The sequence below is a fragment of the Pseudoalteromonas sp. SR45-1 genome, from assembly GCF_014163655.1.
GTDB lineage: Bacteria > Pseudomonadota > Gammaproteobacteria > Enterobacterales > Alteromonadaceae > Pseudoalteromonas > Pseudoalteromonas distincta.
The window spans coordinates 28090-43454 of record NZ_JACJDR010000019.1; the positions used below are offsets into that span (position 1 = coordinate 28090).

The following is a 15365-nucleotide window of genomic DNA, read 5'->3' on the forward strand; positions in this document are numbered from 1 at the left end:
TATAAAGTAGCAAAGCCTTCATTATAGCGCTATGCGAGGATAGACAAATGACCTCAAAAACATAAGGACATATGTCCGCAAGGCATAGTCACCGTCACTTTGCTTGATCAAGATCAACTTATAAAAAAACGTTGAATTTGCAAGGTTTAGTAACTATCTCTGGTCTATTATTAGAATATATTTTATTTGTGTAAATAAGGCTCCCCATGCGACAAAAAGTATCTTTTAAAAGCGGCGATTTAGAACTTGCCGGCCAACTTGAACTTCCCTCTGGTGACGTTAAGTTTTACGCGCTATTTGCACACTGCTTTACATGCGGTAAAGACATTGCAGCAGCTACACGGATTAGTCGTGCACTTACGCAGCAAGGTATCGCCGTACTGCGTTTCGACTTTACCGGTTTAGGTAATAGTGATGGCGATTTTGCTAACAGTAACTTTTCATCAAACATTCAAGATTTAGTATCTGCGGCTGATCATCTGCGTAAGCACTTTGCTCCGCCGCAACTACTCATTGGCCACAGTTTAGGCGGCGCTGCGGTACTTGCTGCTGCTGAGCATATTCCTGAAGTATCGGCTATTACAACTATTGGCGCACCGTCAGATGCGCAGCACGTAGCGCATAACTTTGAAGCACACCTTGATGAAATTAACGCAGCAGGTGAAGCTAAAGTTAACTTAGCTGGTCGTGAATTTACCATTAAAAAGCAATTTATTGACGATATAGCCAAGTACGATAAAAGCCACATAAGTAAACTTAAGCGCGCATTATTAGTAATGCACTCCCCTATTGATGCGACTGTAAATATTAGTGAAGCTGAAAAAATTTATGCATCAGCTAAGCATCCTAAAAGCTTTATTAGCCTAGATAACGCCGATCACCTTTTAACAAATAAAAACGATGCCGACTACGCAGCACAAATAATTGCAACGTGGGCAAACCGTTATGTTAAGTACGACAAAACTAAATACACGGCAAGTTTAACGGGTGGTAATGTACTTGTTGAAGAAAAAGACCATGTATTTACTCAGCACGTAAGTACAAAAGATCATACTTGGCTTGCAGATGAGCCAATAAAAGTAGGCGGTAAAAACTTAGGCCCCGATCCGTATCATCACTTATTAGCGGGGCTTGGTGCCTGTACGGCCATGACACTACGTATGTACGCTACACGTAAAAACTTACCACTGGAGCATGTTAAAGTAGAACTTGATCACACTCGCGATTACAACAAAGATTGCGACGATTGTGAGCAAACCGGTAACCTTGAAGCCATTACCCGTAAAATCACCTTACGTGGCGACTTAACAGAGCCAGAGCGTCAGCGTTTACTCGAAATAGCCGACAAATGCCCTGTGCATAAAACACTACATAACAACCCAGTTATTGTAAGTGAACTGGTAGAATAACTGCCGTAAAATTAAAATAGCGCAGGTCACACTGCGCTATTTTAGATGAACAATAAAGTAATCTCACAATCTGAGATAAAATATAGAGGTTGAATAATAGGTACGACTCTAGTAAATTGTTAGTAAAATTATATAACCAAGGATAGGTATAAATAGTATGAATAAAAATACTTACTATGAGCGCAATAACTTTTCAATTTACGAAGTAACAAACAAAACAGGTATCGAGTTAACTTTATCTGAGCTGAAACAAATTGAATTAGCTATGCTAATTACCCCAAAAGCATTAACAACTTTTATTAATATATTGCACAACCCTGCTAACTTAGATGAAAAGAAAAAAGAAAAATTCGAATCAATTATGAAACAATACGGTTTTGTTAATTCGGCTAAATTTGAAGCAACACGAACATTTCTTATTCGCCAAGCTCGTAAACTAATAAACCTTATCGGCTCCATGCTTTTAACTCCTCATAAGCTTTATAAATGCGCAGGGTTTGGCGATGCTACTTATTATGACAGATATGGGATTATAGGGTTTGGTAAGAGCTTTTTCGAAGTAGGAACTGACAGAAAAGTTGATACTATCGTTCACGAGTTTAGTCACGCGGTATGGACTTCTGAAGATACAGCATATAACGCTAGAACAGCTATGAAAGAGCTTAATATAATCGCTCGAAACGCACGAATAAATCAAAACGCCCAATATAGGAAAGAAATTCTATCCTCTTCATACGCATTTGAAAATGCAGTACGAGCAGCCCAATGAAAAAAATTATTATTTCCATAGTTTGTTTAATAAGTTACTCATCTCTTGTTAAGTCTGAAGAAGTTAAAGAAAGCCCTATCGCTACCTCCTCTTTCACTTTTTGTCATCTAGATACTAAGTGTACAACGAATATTAGACTAGCTAACACAACCCCGTATCAAGTTAAGCTAAGCTCTCTCGCTTTTAATGAACAAGGAATCGATTTAAATTCGATGTATGTATTTGAAGAAAGTAGATACTACGATTTAAAAGAGAATAATTTAGATACAGGTATTTCAGAGCAACCCATACAGGGACGCAGACGTGCCTACAAGCAATTATCATCATTAGAATTCGAGCCACTAGAAGTCAAGTTTATAGAGCTAAAGGGCATAGAAGAGAGGTTTGCATTAGAGCCAGGGAAAAGGTATATGGTGGGAACACTTACTCCATTTGTAAACTTGTACATTAATGGTAAGTTTGCCGATATCATCACAATTAGAACAAACTATTCACTGTTAACAATGCCTACAGAAGATATGGAAATAAAAGAACGACCAATAAAACAGTTTGCTACACCGCAAGGGTAACCTGCAATAATATACATGCTTTGTTTAATACCACTCAAAATTCTGCGTCAGCTTAAACCTTTATATATCAAGCCAGCTTAAAGTTGGCTTGATTATATCTTGCCTAATTATCTAAAAACGCCACTACTTCTTTACTCATTCTATCCACCAACCATTTTGGTCCGCCATCATACATATAGTTATGGCGTGATTTTTCTATTAGTGTTTGTGTAACAGGAAACTTATCCAACTCTGAATCGTTTAACAACACATTCGCATCAGCTGGGTAATCACTACCGCGAAGTGTAAGTACGCGAATGCTTTTATTGCGCGGGATCAACATGCGGCGATGATCGAGCGTAATAATAGTGCTAACTTCGTTTGGATAAATAGAGCCATATAATGCGGAAATATCCCCGCCATTAGAATGCCCAAATAAGGCGAGCTTTGTAAAATCATACGCTGGGTATTTACTCGCTAGCTCATTAACTAAAAACTTAAGCGTTACTACGCCACGATGCCAGTTTTCCATGCGAGTTGTTAAGTAAGGCTGCTCACGGTTTAAGTAAGGGTCACTTTTTAGCTCATGTGCAACGGCTATTGTTAAATATCCACGCTGATTAAACGCATTACTGGCAAACGTATACCCGTTATGGCTAATCCCGTAACCTGCGTTAATAAACGCTACAGGGCATTTTACTTGCGCTGTACACTTAGCATTATTAGCTGGCAATGTAATATTGATAGGAATATCGCGATTACGGCTTTTATCAGTTATAACGTTCTCATTTGCATAGCTTGCTGTGCTCATAACTAATGTGCTTAGAGCTAGTGCGCTTAATATAAAAAGCTTTTTAAGTGTTTTTTGCATATTTAAATTTATATAAATTATTGTTTTTAATTAAAAATAACTTTTACTTTATAGCTTTGCATTCTCTATTGTCAAACTATGCGATAATAGCCGCCATTGTTTAAATATATTTAGTAAAAGATCCAATAAATGAAATCATACAATAGCATTCAAGAACGTATAGAAATTTTAGAAGACAAACTAACTGCAATACATGACGAAATCGAAACACTAAAAGCACCTGCTAAAAACAACAATGAACGTATTATTTTTAAGTTTATTGAAACAGGCAGCACAGGTAAAACGAAGGATTTTGTTCGTGAGTTAGGTATTAAATCACCACGTGACGGTTTGTTTTCGTCAGGTGATGTTACAAAACTAATTAAAGATGGCGCTGAAGATATTTCACCAGCGTTATTAGAAATCGCAAGACAGCTTGCCAGTGCACGTAATAAAAATGGCCCTAGCCGTTAATTACGAAGTCACGCAGTATCTAGAAGCCCAGCTAAGCTGTCGCTTCTAGTTAGTAATCATATTAAACTAAATTAATCACAAAGCTCTATATTAAGGCTGGTAAGCAAATTAAGTGCTTCGAAGCGATCAAACTTAGCATTCGCTAACATATTATTATTCAAATCTATATTAAATGCTGTCGCACCTACAAAATCACATTTTGTTAGGTTAGTTTGAAAAAACTCACTATCGCGAAAATCTGTTCCTGTAAATTCACTACCGCTTAAATCAGCATGTCTAAAATCAACATTTTTGGCAAAGCAGTGTGTTAGTTTGAGGGCTTTGAGGGTTAATTCAAAAAAAGAACTATTACTGAGCTCGCAATAATTAAAGCTCACCGGTGCGTTAATACTAAGCGCTGGCCAATCCACGTCAGTCCATTGCAGACTATTTAATTTACAGTGGCTAAAACTTACATCTTCAAGCGAGCTGTAGTTCCATTTTAGTGACGATAAATTACAGTTTTTAAAGTTGCACTGTATAAATCGGCAATTTTTAAACTGCCCGTCTGAAAAGTCGCAATCGGTAAATGTGCACTCTTCAAACTCAGAATTTTCAGTTAGTTGCTCTTCGTGCTGCAAAGCATTAAATTGCTCGTCGAAGTAGTGATTATTATTTGAAATTGACACTATTAACCTAGTTTTTAATGGGCATAGACGCTATTTTTAGGTAAATCTTTTTTAAGCGCAAGCACTGCAATAAAAATCAAAGCAAATAGTGGAAATAGCGCTAAACAGCCACCCACAAAAGCTAAAACCCCCGGCATAGTACTTTTACGCTTACCTATTTTGTAGCTAATTACAGCAAAAATAGGAATACTCAGCACAATAAAAAAAACTAAGAACTCACCAAATAAGGTTGCATTGATCGACATAATAATTCCTTTTTCGTCTATTCGATTAAAATACATGTTGCTGTAAATTTAACCACAAAAAAACCCTTAAGCATATAACTTAAGGGTTTTTAAATTTAGCTCAATAAGCTAAACAAAAATTACTCTTCGCTAGGTATCGATTTTTCAACAACACTAATTGCAAGCTCAGCTAACGAATCCATATTAGGCTTACTAGGCGCGTTAGTTAATAAACACGACGCTTGTGTTGTTTTAGGGAAAGCAATAACGTCACGAATGTTATCGGTACCACATAAAAGCATTGCTAAACGGTCAAGACCAAATGCTAAACCAGCATGTGGTGGTGTACCGTATTTAAGTGCATCAAGTAAAAAGCCAAACTTGTCTTGTTGCTCTTGCTCGTTAATACCTAAAATTCTAAATGCAGTTTCTTGCATATCTGCATTATGAATACGTACCGAACCGCCACCCACTTCGTAGCCGTTTAATACCATGTCGTAGGCATCTGAAATAGCCGCAGCTGGATTTGCTTCAAGCTCACTTGCAGTAATATCTTTTGGTGCAGTGAATGGATGATGCACAGCATGTAATGTGCCTTCGTCATCTTCTTCAAACATTGGGAAGTCTACAACCCAAAGTGGTGCCCAACTATTAAGGTTAGTGATTTCTAAGTCAACACCAATCTTAACGCGCAGTGCGCCCATTGCTTCATTTACTGTATTGCGCTTATCGGCACCGAATAAAATAATATCGCCAGACTTTGCATTAGTACGCTCAAGTAATTTTGTGATTACGTCTTCGCTTAAAAACTTAGCCACTGGTGATTGAACACCTTCAGCGCCTGCAGTGTGGTCATTTACTTTCATCCACGCCATGCCTTTAGCGCCGTAAATACCAATAAACTTAGTGTAATCGTCAAGCTGTTTACGAGAAAGCTTAGCGCCACCCGGTACAGTTAATACAGCAACACGACCTTTTTCGTCGTTAGCTGGACCTGAGAAAACATTAAACTCTACGTCTTTAACTAAATCTGCAACATCAACTAACTTCATTGGGTTACGTAAATCAGGCTTATCAGAACCGTAAAGGCTCATTGCCTCGCTGTAGGGCATGATTGGAAAATCGCCTAAATCAACGTTTAACAATGTTTGCCACATCTCGCGGATCATTTTTTCAGTCATACCACGTACTTGATCAGAGCTCATGAACGAGGTTTCTATATCTATTTGGGTAAATTCTGGTTGACGATCGGCACGTAAATCTTCATCACGGAAACATTTAACAATTTGGTAGTAACGGTCAAAACCCGACATCATCAACAATTGCTTAAATAACTGTGGAGACTGTGGTAAAGCGTAAAAACTACCTTTATGAACGCGGCTTGGCACTAAGTAATCGCGTGCGCCTTCTGGCGTTGCTTTAGTAAGTACCGGTGTTTCGATGTCTAAAAAGCCGTTTTCATCTAAAAAGCGACGAACAAAGCTGCTTGCTTTAGCACGTAATTTAATACGGTCACTCATTTCTAGACGACGTAGGTCTAAGTAGCGGTATTTTAAACGACGCTCTTCTGAGTTTACTTGGTTAAAATCAAGTGGAAGCGGTTCAGAGCGGTTAATAATTGTAAGCTCGGTACCTAAAACTTCAATTTCACCTGTTGCCATATCTTTATTTACTTGGCTATCAGGGCGTGCACGTACAGTACCTTTTAGCTGAACACAAAATTCTTGGCGAAGTGTGTTAGCTGAACTCATTAACTCTTCAATGTCAGAGTCGAATACAACTTGTACTAAACCTTCTCTATCGCGTAAATCGACAAAGATAAGTCCACCAAGGTCACGTCGTTTGTTGATCCAGCCACATAGTTCAACTTCTTGATCTACGTGAGTTTTATTTAGCTGTCCGCAATATATAGAGCGCATAGTTTTCCTGTCAGATAAAAGGCTTAAACGGTTATATTTATTTGTTTTAAGGCGTGTGATTTAAAAAACAGGTCACCACAATACAAATAAAGCCGCTAGCAATCTAAAAATAATCAAATTAAGCCCTGCATTATACTCAACTAACATTAAGATGCTAGGGCGTGTGCCGCTTTTGCCCCTGAATTTACAGCAGCTCGTTTTGTTATTTGCTACACTATCGCCACTTTATAATAAGGCGCTAGTTTGTATGTTATATATTGGATGCCCGCAGTGGTCGAGTAATGCATGGAAAGGCAATTTATTTTCAAGCCAATGTAAAAACGCCGATATGCTTAGCCAATACGCCCAACACTTTAACTCAGTTGAAGGCAATACCAGCTTTTACGCTGATCCTTCGCCAAGCACCGTATTGCGCTGGGCAAACAGCGTACCCGATGATTTTAAATTTACGTTTAAGTTTAATCGTCGCTTTAGCCACGAGCTGCATCTTACTAATGTTCAAACCGAGCTTACTGATTGGCTTAACTTGTTCTCCCCTATTTTAGAAAAAACCGGGCAAATCATGCTGCAATTACCTAAAGCATTTGGCCCTGGTGACTTACCCAAACTCGCCCAATTTATTAGCCTGTTACCAAAAGAGGTTAATTACGGTGTAGAGGTACGTCATACTGCGTTTTTTCAAAAGGGTGAAGCCGAAATAGTGCTTAACCAATTATTAATGGCAAACAACATAAATCGTATATCGATGGATACTCGCGCCCTATTTGCGGTAAAACCAACAACCGAAGCGCTAATAGATGCACAGCAAAAAAAGCCCCACTTACCGGTACATGCAATAGCTACTGGCTCAGAGCCTATGGCGCGCTTTGTAATAGCCGATTTACAAAACGACTATAAACCCTTTTATAAACCGTGGCTAAGTAAAGTAAAACAATGGCTTGATGAAGGAAAAACGCCTTATGTGTTTTTTCATACGGCAGATAACCGAGAAGCGCCATTATTAGCAAGGCAGTTTTGTAAAGACCTTGGTTATCATCACAAAGCATTAAACCCATTTACTGGCGAAAAAGAAGCCCACCAGCCAGCACTTTTTTAAAAGTAAAACGACAGAGAAACAATAATGAGTGAATACGCACGTTACTTTACCGGCTACCCAGCTAACATTGTTGAGCAAGTATTAAGCCTTATAAATAACAAAAAGGTATGTGACTACTTACTTAAAAAGTATCCGCAAGCACATACCATTACTAGCGATAAACTACTTTATAACTACGCAACCGAGCTTAAAAAACAGTATTTAAAAAATGCACCACCGTTTGGGCGCGCAGCATTTAAAAAGCAAGGCGACATGGTCACCAACGCACTTGGTACACATACGTATCGAATGCAAGGTAAAACCCGTAAGCACGATTTAGCGATAAACAGCGACTTGCTCCGCGCTCCCGAGCCGTTATTAAAAGCGTTAGTGGTACATGAGCTCGCCCACTTTAAAGAAAAAGACCACAACAAAGGCTTTTATCAGCTTTGCTGTCATATGGAGCCGAGTTACCACCAGCTAGAGTTAGATTTAAGAATTTTTTGTGTGGTAGTCGCAATGGGAGAAAATCCTTATTTAAAATAAGGATTTTAGCGTTACTTAAATGAGTGTAAATAACGCCATACTTAAGTTAATATTTCCTTTCATAACCAAACGCCCATACCCAGTCTTTTATCCCCGTAAGCAGCTCACAACTTAACGCCAGCCCTTAATAAAAAAAGTTTAAAACTACATAATTGCCCTACATTTGAGAACTAGACTCTTAAAAGTTAATTTAATCTTTGGAGTTTTTAAATGATGAAAAATACCCATGCCATTTTACTCAGTGCCCTGTGCTGCTTAACCTTAAGTGCCTGCAACGGGCAAAACAGCCAATCACTTGAACAATCAAACCTCAATGATTTTACTCTAACCAGCTCAAAAGTAAGTGATGGCGGTAATTTGCCTATTACTTATACATGCGATGGGCAAAGCATTAGCCCCCCACTTAACTGGAGTGGAGCACCTAAGGCAACCAAATATTATGCGTTAATTATGGATCATAAAGCGCCAGAGGGAATGCATTGGTATTGGACCATGTACAACATTTCCGCCGATAAAACACAAATTAAAGCGGGCGAAACCCTCGGTGAAGTAGGCTCTAATAGCGTAAACGATTTAAACCAATACGCGCCGCCTTGCTCTAAAGGCCCAGGTGAAAAAAGCTATACTTATACTGTATACGCGTTATCTGCACCGGTTACCTTTAATAGCGATACAAAAGTAGATCGCTCAGCATTACTCGCTGCTGTAAAAGATATTACGCTCGATACTGCAAGTATGACGGTTAAATACTCGCGAAGCGCCAGTAGCGCCGAACACAAACCTAATACAAGACCAAAACCAAATGAGCAACCAAAGCCTGATAAATCATATTTAACCGCTAACGTAAAATCACCTCGTTGCGATGCTATTACACAATCAGTAAGTAATGCAGGGTTTGATCAAAGCGTATCTGTTACGTGCGATGAACAATATGCTTATATTGCCTCATCTACTTATCCTGATCATGAAGTAATGACTGGTATTACAGGTACTAACGAGCAAATACCTGTTCCAGCTAAAGACTACGTAGCACCTATAAAGCTAAATCCTAAAAAAGCAAAAACAATAACAACAATTGATGCAGCCGTAGGTGTTGCCGTTAACGGCGTACCAATATACGACTATTCTTCGCAAGGTGAGTTGGACGTAAATAGCTACGATGAAAAACACGACACGTTAGCACTCGGACAGTTAGATATTTGTGGCGGACACGCAGGACGAGGTGATGACTACCATTATCATGTATCGCCAACGTGTATGATTGACACAATGAAAAACCAAACAAGCGATGCCATTATTGGTTGGGCTTACGATGGTTACCCGCTGTATGGCAGTAAAAACCCAGACGGCAGTGCAATTGCCAAAGGTGACCTTGATGTATGTAACGGACAAACCGACGACACATTTGGCTATCGCTACCAAACATCAGCTACGCCGCCGTATATTATTCAGTGCTTAGTTGGTGAAGTAGATACCGCAAAATTACCAAGAGTGTCACCACTTAGTGGCGATACTCAAGGTATAAGAGCCGACTTGCGCCCGCCACAAGGAGGCGTTGAAAACCTAACGCACACAATCTCTGAAAACGGCAGCCGTACAATGAGCTACTCATACAAAGGCGAGAACTACTTTACTACCTACAGCCCTGCATCACAGGGAAAAGACTGCTATAGCTTTAAACAAAAAACCATCAGTAATGGTGGCAAAGTTCAAACAGGTACATTTTGTAGAGGTCCGCAACCAAATCACCTTACTCCAACAGTCACTAAGCAAAATACAAATCCTGCCATTACGGGCAAGCATAACTTAAAGCTAGAAGCATGGGCTGATAACTGGTTTACAGCCTACATAGGCGAGCAGTTACTTGTTGAAGATTCTGTGCCTATAACTACAGAGCGTTCATTTAATGCCGAAAGTATTACGTTTTCTGCAAACTACCCTATTGAGCTTAATTTAATAATTAAAGACTTTAAGCAAAACGACACTGGGCTTGAATACATCGGCGCTAAAAATCAGCAAATGGGTGATGGCGGTTTTATTATGCAACTTACCGACACCGATACAAATAAAGTAATTGCGGTAAGCAATAAAAGCTTTAAATGCGAAATACTGCACAAAGCGCCGCTTAACAAATTATGCGAAAGCGAATCAAACCCTGTCGCGGGCGAAGGCGTTTGTACGTTTATGTCAAAAGAAGCACCAACTAACTGGCTGCAAAGTAACTTTGACGATACTAATTGGGCTAATGCAGTAGAGCACAACTTTGCCGATGTAGGACCAAAAGACGGTTACGACGACATTAACTGGGATAAAAACGCAAAATTCATATGGGGCGAAGACTTAGAAATCGACAACACCCTTATTTGTAAAGCAACTATTGAGCAACCTCAATAAACAAAAAGGTCAACCGCCTCGATAAAAGGTAGTAATTATGTATTTTTTAAAAAAATTAAAATGGCTAATGCTCGCGTGTATTTTAACAAGTATGAGCGCTCAAGTGAGCGCCCATGTATTAAAAAACACAACAGCCCAAGTGATTTTAAGAGACGGGCAAGTTGAGGTTAAAGTATTAACTAATGCTGAGCACTTAATTTCAGCGCTGCAAAGCGAGCAAGCATGGCTTATGGGCGATATTGATAAGCTTATGCCTACAAACTTAAGTGCAGAGCAACAAGAAGAGTTTGCAAAAAATGCACTTAAACAAAAAACGAGCTTACGTGTAAATCAGCAAGTTATCGTGTTTGAACGCGTCGCTTTAACCACCAGCAACAACGAAGCGCACGACCTAGAAATTGTTTTTCAAGCGAAGCACACATTTACAACAGTAGATGAACTTGCCATATCGTTCCCTAAAAGTTTAGGAGCAGTACACGCAAGCTTTGTAAAACCACAATATAAGTTACTGGGTGCTGGCGATACCGCAAAAATAAAGTTCTAGCCCAAGAATCAACATACCTAAAAGCTTACTTAAAAAGGATTTTAGTAAGCAACTCCCTAAATACGCTAATTGTAGGCACATAATCAATATGCAATACTGCTTGGTACGTTAACGTCATGATCTTTACTATTTGCCAATCAGTGAAATTAATACATAAATTCTTTTTAGCTTTTTTTATCACTAATATCGCCCTTGTTGGGCTTATGTTTGTGTTTATATACATGACCTTTTCGTCAGGGTTTAACGACTTTGTTGAACAAGAAGAAACAAAGCATGTAGCAATGGTTAAGCAGCAACTTATTGAGCTTTATAGCGAATTAGGCAGTTGGCAACCCATTACGCAAAACACGCAATTATGGCGATCTATTGTAGAGCCGCAAAAAAAGCCAGGCGAGCCTAAAACGAATAAACACACAAGCACCCCACCCAAACCAAATAGCAGCAATGCAACGCCCTCTTTATTGTGGGTACACTTACCTGCAGGTTCTCTTAAAACAGGGCAACGTATAAGTTTATATGATCAAAATAAAAAGGTTGTTGTTGGTAGAGCTAATTTAAACGACAACCCACATATAGAACCTATTTTATTAAACAATAACGTTATAGGCTGGATAGGTTTAGTCCCTTCAAAACTTGTACAAAGTAGCCCAGCAGAAGCCTTTTTAGCAGCGCAATTTCATAACTATTTTATGATCACGTTACTCGTTATTGTGCTCGCATTTATTATGGCTATTGTGTTATCTCGCCATTTAATAAAACCAATAAAGCAAATAGTGACTGGCACCGATGAGTTAACAAAAGGAAATTTTGCCAGCAGAATAATTCCCTCTAGTAAAGATGAGCTAGGTACCCTATCCAACAACTTTAATGCCTTAGCCCACACGCTTGAGCAAAACCAACAAATGCGGTTTCAATGGGTGTCAGACACATCCCACGAATTAAGAACCCCACTTACCGTACTACGCTCGCATTTACTAGCCGTTCAAGATGGCGTATTTACAGCCGACACAAAGCGCATTAATTTACTCATAAACCAAGTAGATAACTTAAGTCACATTGTTGACGACCTAGCCCAACTAGCACAAACAGATAGCGTTAATTTAACCTATAACAATGCGCGCATTGATTTAATCACTATTTTTGAGCAATCAATTGAAAACTACACCGCTCGCTTTAAAGAGCATGAATTAAATGTAGATAGCAAAAGCTTAACCAAAGCCGGCAAATGTATAATAAATGGTGATAAAGAACGCCTTATACAATTATTTTCAAACCTGTTAGAAAATACCTGCAGATACACGCATAAAGGTGGGCAAGTAATAATACTTGCCCACAAAAGACCCAATAACATTGAGCTTATTTTACAAGATTCAGCCCCAAGTGTTTTACCAAACGACTTACAAAAATTGTTTGAGCGTTTTTATCGCGTTGAAAAATCTCGAAGCCGAGAGCACGGCGGCTCGGGCTTAGGACTTGCACTTTGCAAACAAATAGTAGAGGCACATGGCGGTCAAATATCGTTGCACAACTCACCACTCGGTGGGCTAGAGGTAAAAATAACGCTGACACTTTTAGGTTAAAATAATGGCATCACAAAAAATACTTATCGTTGAAGACGAAGAAAACATTGCCGAGGTACTTATTGCCTACGCTAAGCAACAAAATTACGAAACTGAGCACTTTAATAGTGGCAAAGGTGTAGTTAGTTTTGTAAAACAAAACGCAGTAGATTTAATACTTCTTGATTTAATGCTGCCAGATGTTGATGGCATAGAGCTATGTAAGCAAATAAGAGCCTTTTCAAGTCTGCCTATTATTATGCTTACCGCAAAAAGTGAGGAAATAGACCGCTTGCAGGGTTTAGAGATCGGCGCCGATGACTACATATGCAAACCCTTCAGCCCCAAAGAAGTTGTAGCACGCATAAAAGCCGTACTAAGAAGGACCAGCCAGCCTAAAACCAACATCATTAATCATAATAATTTCCAATTACACAAAGACGATTACGAAGCACGCCTAAACGACAAAAGTATTGGCTTTACCGCCATCGAGTTTAAAATATTTTTATTATTTATAAGCCACGTAGGGCGTGTTTTTACCCGCGAAGATATTATTAATAACGTATACAGCGACACAACCGACATATCCGATCGCAACATAGATACACATATTAAAAATATACGAAAAAAGATTAACGACATTCAAGCAGGGCTAAACCCAATAGCAGCGGTTTATAGTGTGGGCTATAAATTTAAAGAGTAGGTTTACTTATTCAAATAAAGCTAACATGACGCAAAAGCGCGATATAAATCGCGCTTTTATTTTAATCACTAACCTGAACACTCATAACTAAAGATTAATAGCTGAGCAGTCGTTGGGTTTCGTTTCACTCAACCCAACCTACGTAAATAGACTTAAAGCCCTAGGCCTGCCATAAAATCATCATCGCCATCATCTTGTTCTACTGCGGTAGATGCTTTTTCTTTGTCCGCTTTTTTACGTGCTTCGTTTTCAATTATGTCATCTGGGTCGAGTGCTTCTGCAATATCAAAGTCGTGTAATTTAATGAACTCTGTTTTATCCATCGCTAATTCCAAGTAAAAAATATTTTGCTTACTTGTGGTGAATGTTACGCGGCGGGCTTGCGGGCGATCCATCGTGGTATCTACCGATATTTGCACTTGCTTGTTTATTGCCATCATTTTTGGCTGGTTTTGCGTAATAGACGTATGTAATTGCTCACGCACTTTAGACGTAAAGTCGCCAACAATTTGATTCATCAACTCGCCTAGTACGTTTGATACGTCGTCTGATAAATGGCTATGCGCTATTTCATCTTCTGGCATTCCCATATTGCGCATGTAATCGCCATAAATTTCCATCGCCGCTTGCGAAGTAAAGTTGGTAATTACGAGCCCTGTAAAACCGCCGTCAAATAAAACAAAGCAACCAATATCTGGTCGCATACATGTACGTGTTATTTTTTGCACCATGGCTGAGTAGCTAATACCATTACCGCTGGCTGATGTGAGTACACCTGTCACTGAATGACAAAGGGTTGCTAATATATCGTCTGTGCTGATGACCTTACTTTTGCTCATTTAATCTTCTCTTTTGTACTTATTATTCATAATTCTAGTCAAGCTACTGAATTTATCACTGACTATCCAGTATAAAATGTTAAAATAGCGCCATTATTTACAAAGAGACTGCCTTCGTGACCATAAAAGACAGTATTTATGCCTCTGAGCAACAAGTAAAAGATTTTAGCTTTGACCAAAATGTAGTCGAAGTTTTTCCAGATATGATCCAGCGCTCTGTACCTGGGTATGCCACCATTGTAAGCACTATGGGTAAACTTGCGGGTGAGTACGCACAAAGTAACTCAAATCTTTATGATTTAGGCTGCTCACTGGGCGCAGTCACGCTTAGCATGCGCCGTAACATTCGCACCGATAACTGCCATATAATAGCGGTAGATAACTCTCAAGCTATGGTTGAACGTTGTAAGGTGCACTTACAAGGTTTTAAATCGGATGTGCCGGTTACTGTTACTTTGGGCGATATTAACGAGCTTGAGATTCAAAACGCCTCAGTAGTAGCAATGAACTTTACACTGCAATTTATTCCACATGCGCAGCGCCAAGCCGTGCTTGAAAAAATATACGCTAATTTAAAGCCTGGTGGTGTATTGCTGCTAAGCGAAAAAATTAAAGCCGAAAACGAGCAATGCGATAACCTATTAATTGATTTGCACCACGACTTTAAACGTCACAATGGCTACTCAGAGCTTGAAATAAGCCAAAAACGTACCGCCATCGAAAACGTTATGCGCCCAGATACACTAAGCGCTCACTTTACTCGCTTACAAGATATTGGTTTTAGCCAAACTCAAGTGTGGTATCAATGTTTTAATTTTTGCTCAATGGTAGCAATTAAATAAAG

The 15365-nt window shown here is 39.1% G+C and carries 16 protein-coding genes; 11 read left to right on the plus strand and 5 right to left on the minus strand.

The genetic code is table 11. The features are described 5' to 3' along the window. Positions 1–206 precede the first annotated feature (206 nt). The 3 genes from H5089_RS17230 (at position 207) to H5089_RS17240 (ending at position 2747) form a co-directional block, all read left to right on the plus strand. The gene (locus tag H5089_RS17230) at positions 207–1409 is read left to right on the plus strand and encodes a bifunctional alpha/beta hydrolase/OsmC family protein (protein ID WP_182712727.1); all 1203 of its coding nucleotides are present in this window, start codon (positions 207–209) and stop codon (positions 1407–1409) included. A 157-nt stretch (positions 1410–1566) separates the two neighbouring features. Then, positions 1567–2178 carry a hypothetical protein gene (locus tag H5089_RS17235; protein WP_008139084.1) on the plus strand — a complete coding sequence of 204 codons (612 nt, stop codon included), beginning with the start codon at positions 1567–1569 and terminating at the stop codon, positions 2176–2178. After that, positions 2175–2747 carry a hypothetical protein gene (locus H5089_RS17240; protein WP_008139086.1) on the plus strand — a complete coding sequence of 191 codons (573 nt, stop codon included), beginning with the start codon at positions 2175–2177 and terminating at the stop codon, positions 2745–2747. Before H5089_RS17235 ends, H5089_RS17240 begins: the two co-directional genes overlap by 4 nt. A gap of 103 nt (positions 2748–2850) precedes the next feature. Here the strand turns inward: H5089_RS17240 and H5089_RS17245 are convergent, their stop codons facing one another. After that, on the minus strand, positions 2851–3597 hold the full coding sequence (locus tag H5089_RS17245; RefSeq protein WP_182712728.1) for an alpha/beta hydrolase: 747 nt from the start codon (positions 3595–3597) through the stop codon (positions 2851–2853). Between the two features lie 129 nt (positions 3598–3726). On the opposite strand from H5089_RS17245, the gene H5089_RS17250 reads away from it, so the two are divergent. After that, the gene (locus tag H5089_RS17250; RefSeq protein WP_010555318.1) at positions 3727–4050 is read left to right on the plus strand and encodes a hypothetical protein; all 324 of its coding nucleotides are present in this window, start codon (positions 3727–3729) and stop codon (positions 4048–4050) included. Positions 4051–4121: 71 nt separating this feature from the next. Here H5089_RS17250 and H5089_RS17255 read toward each other — a convergent pair whose 3' ends face one another. The 3 genes from H5089_RS17255 to aspS all read right to left on the minus strand — a co-directional run bounded on the left by H5089_RS17255 (position 4122) and on the right by aspS (position 6861). Next, positions 4122–4718: a pentapeptide repeat-containing protein gene (locus tag H5089_RS17255; protein WP_182712729.1), complete on the minus strand. Its 597-nt coding sequence runs from the start codon at positions 4716–4718 to the stop codon at positions 4122–4124. Between the two features lie 14 nt (positions 4719–4732). Then, positions 4733–4963, minus strand: coding sequence for a hypothetical protein (locus H5089_RS17260; RefSeq protein WP_002959972.1), 231 nt, complete (start codon positions 4961–4963; stop codon positions 4733–4735). Between the two features lie 119 nt (positions 4964–5082). Then, positions 5083–6861 carry an aspartate--tRNA ligase gene (gene aspS, locus H5089_RS17265; RefSeq protein WP_182712730.1) on the minus strand — a complete coding sequence of 593 codons (1779 nt, stop codon included), beginning with the start codon at positions 6859–6861 and terminating at the stop codon, positions 5083–5085. A gap of 247 nt (positions 6862–7108) precedes the next feature. Between aspS and H5089_RS17270 the strand changes: the two genes are divergently transcribed. The 6 genes from H5089_RS17270 (at position 7109) to H5089_RS17295 (ending at position 13682) form a co-directional block, all read left to right on the plus strand. After that, on the plus strand, positions 7109–7957 hold the full coding sequence (locus tag H5089_RS17270) for a DUF72 domain-containing protein (RefSeq protein ID WP_182712731.1): 849 nt from the start codon (positions 7109–7111) through the stop codon (positions 7955–7957). A gap of 24 nt (positions 7958–7981) precedes the next feature. Beyond that, entirely contained in the window at positions 7982–8482 is a 501-nt protein-coding gene (locus H5089_RS17275) for a M48 family metallopeptidase (protein ID WP_165722927.1), read from the plus strand. Positions 8483–8692: 210 nt separating this feature from the next. Beyond that, positions 8693–10876: a YHYH protein gene (locus H5089_RS17280; protein WP_182712732.1), complete on the plus strand. Its 2184-nt coding sequence runs from the start codon at positions 8693–8695 to the stop codon at positions 10874–10876. Positions 10877–10913: 37 nt separating this feature from the next. Further along, on the plus strand, positions 10914–11420 hold the full coding sequence (locus H5089_RS17285; protein ID WP_182712733.1) for a hypothetical protein: 507 nt from the start codon (positions 10914–10916) through the stop codon (positions 11418–11420). A gap of 221 nt (positions 11421–11641) precedes the next feature. Further along, the gene (locus H5089_RS17290; RefSeq protein WP_259396089.1) at positions 11642–13000 is read left to right on the plus strand and encodes an ATP-binding protein; all 1359 of its coding nucleotides are present in this window, start codon (positions 11642–11644) and stop codon (positions 12998–13000) included. A 4-nt stretch (positions 13001–13004) separates the two neighbouring features. After that, positions 13005–13682 carry a response regulator gene (locus H5089_RS17295; protein ID WP_182712735.1) on the plus strand — a complete coding sequence of 226 codons (678 nt, stop codon included), beginning with the start codon at positions 13005–13007 and terminating at the stop codon, positions 13680–13682. A 152-nt stretch (positions 13683–13834) separates the two neighbouring features. Here the strand turns inward: H5089_RS17295 and H5089_RS17300 are convergent, their stop codons facing one another. Continuing rightward, positions 13835–14521, minus strand: coding sequence for a DUF3334 family protein (locus tag H5089_RS17300; RefSeq protein ID WP_182696245.1), 687 nt, complete (start codon positions 14519–14521; stop codon positions 13835–13837). Positions 14522–14637: 116 nt separating this feature from the next. On the opposite strand from H5089_RS17300, the gene cmoA reads away from it, so the two are divergent. Further along, a complete protein-coding gene (gene cmoA, locus H5089_RS17305) occupies positions 14638–15363 on the plus strand; it encodes a carboxy-S-adenosyl-L-methionine synthase CmoA (RefSeq protein ID WP_007378000.1) in 726 nt (241 codons plus the stop codon). Positions 15364–15365: the final 2 nt, after the last annotated feature.

What these genes read in the sequence shown, in the direction of transcription:
- H5089_RS17290 (WP_259396089.1), top strand. Translation starts at nt 11,642, where the DNA reads ATGACCTTTTCGTCAGGGTTTAACGACTTTGTTGAACAAGAAGAAACA.
- H5089_RS17235 (WP_008139084.1), top strand. Translation starts at nt 1,567, where the DNA reads ATGAATAAAAATACTTACTATGAGCGCAATAACTTTTCAATTTACGAA.
- H5089_RS17230 (WP_182712727.1), top strand. Translation starts at nt 207, where the DNA reads ATGCGACAAAAAGTATCTTTTAAAAGCGGCGATTTAGAACTTGCCGGC.
- H5089_RS17280 (WP_182712732.1), top strand. Translation starts at nt 8,693, where the DNA reads ATGATGAAAAATACCCATGCCATTTTACTCAGTGCCCTGTGCTGCTTA.
- H5089_RS17300 (WP_182696245.1), bottom strand. Translation starts at nt 14,521, where the DNA reads ATGAGCAAAAGTAAGGTCATCAGCACAGACGATATATTAGCAACCCTT.
- H5089_RS17270 (WP_182712731.1), top strand. Translation starts at nt 7,109, where the DNA reads ATGTTATATATTGGATGCCCGCAGTGGTCGAGTAATGCATGGAAAGGC.
- H5089_RS17295 (WP_182712735.1), top strand. Translation starts at nt 13,005, where the DNA reads ATGGCATCACAAAAAATACTTATCGTTGAAGACGAAGAAAACATTGCC.
- H5089_RS17250 (WP_010555318.1), top strand. Translation starts at nt 3,727, where the DNA reads ATGAAATCATACAATAGCATTCAAGAACGTATAGAAATTTTAGAAGAC.
- H5089_RS17275 (WP_165722927.1), top strand. Translation starts at nt 7,982, where the DNA reads ATGAGTGAATACGCACGTTACTTTACCGGCTACCCAGCTAACATTGTT.
- H5089_RS17285 (WP_182712733.1), top strand. Translation starts at nt 10,914, where the DNA reads ATGTATTTTTTAAAAAAATTAAAATGGCTAATGCTCGCGTGTATTTTA.
- aspS (WP_182712730.1), bottom strand. Translation starts at nt 6,861, where the DNA reads ATGCGCTCTATATATTGCGGACAGCTAAATAAAACTCACGTAGATCAA.
- H5089_RS17240 (WP_008139086.1), top strand. Translation starts at nt 2,175, where the DNA reads ATGAAAAAAATTATTATTTCCATAGTTTGTTTAATAAGTTACTCATCT.
- H5089_RS17245 (WP_182712728.1), bottom strand. Translation starts at nt 3,597, where the DNA reads ATGCAAAAAACACTTAAAAAGCTTTTTATATTAAGCGCACTAGCTCTA.
- H5089_RS17260 (WP_002959972.1), bottom strand. Translation starts at nt 4,963, where the DNA reads ATGTCGATCAATGCAACCTTATTTGGTGAGTTCTTAGTTTTTTTTATT.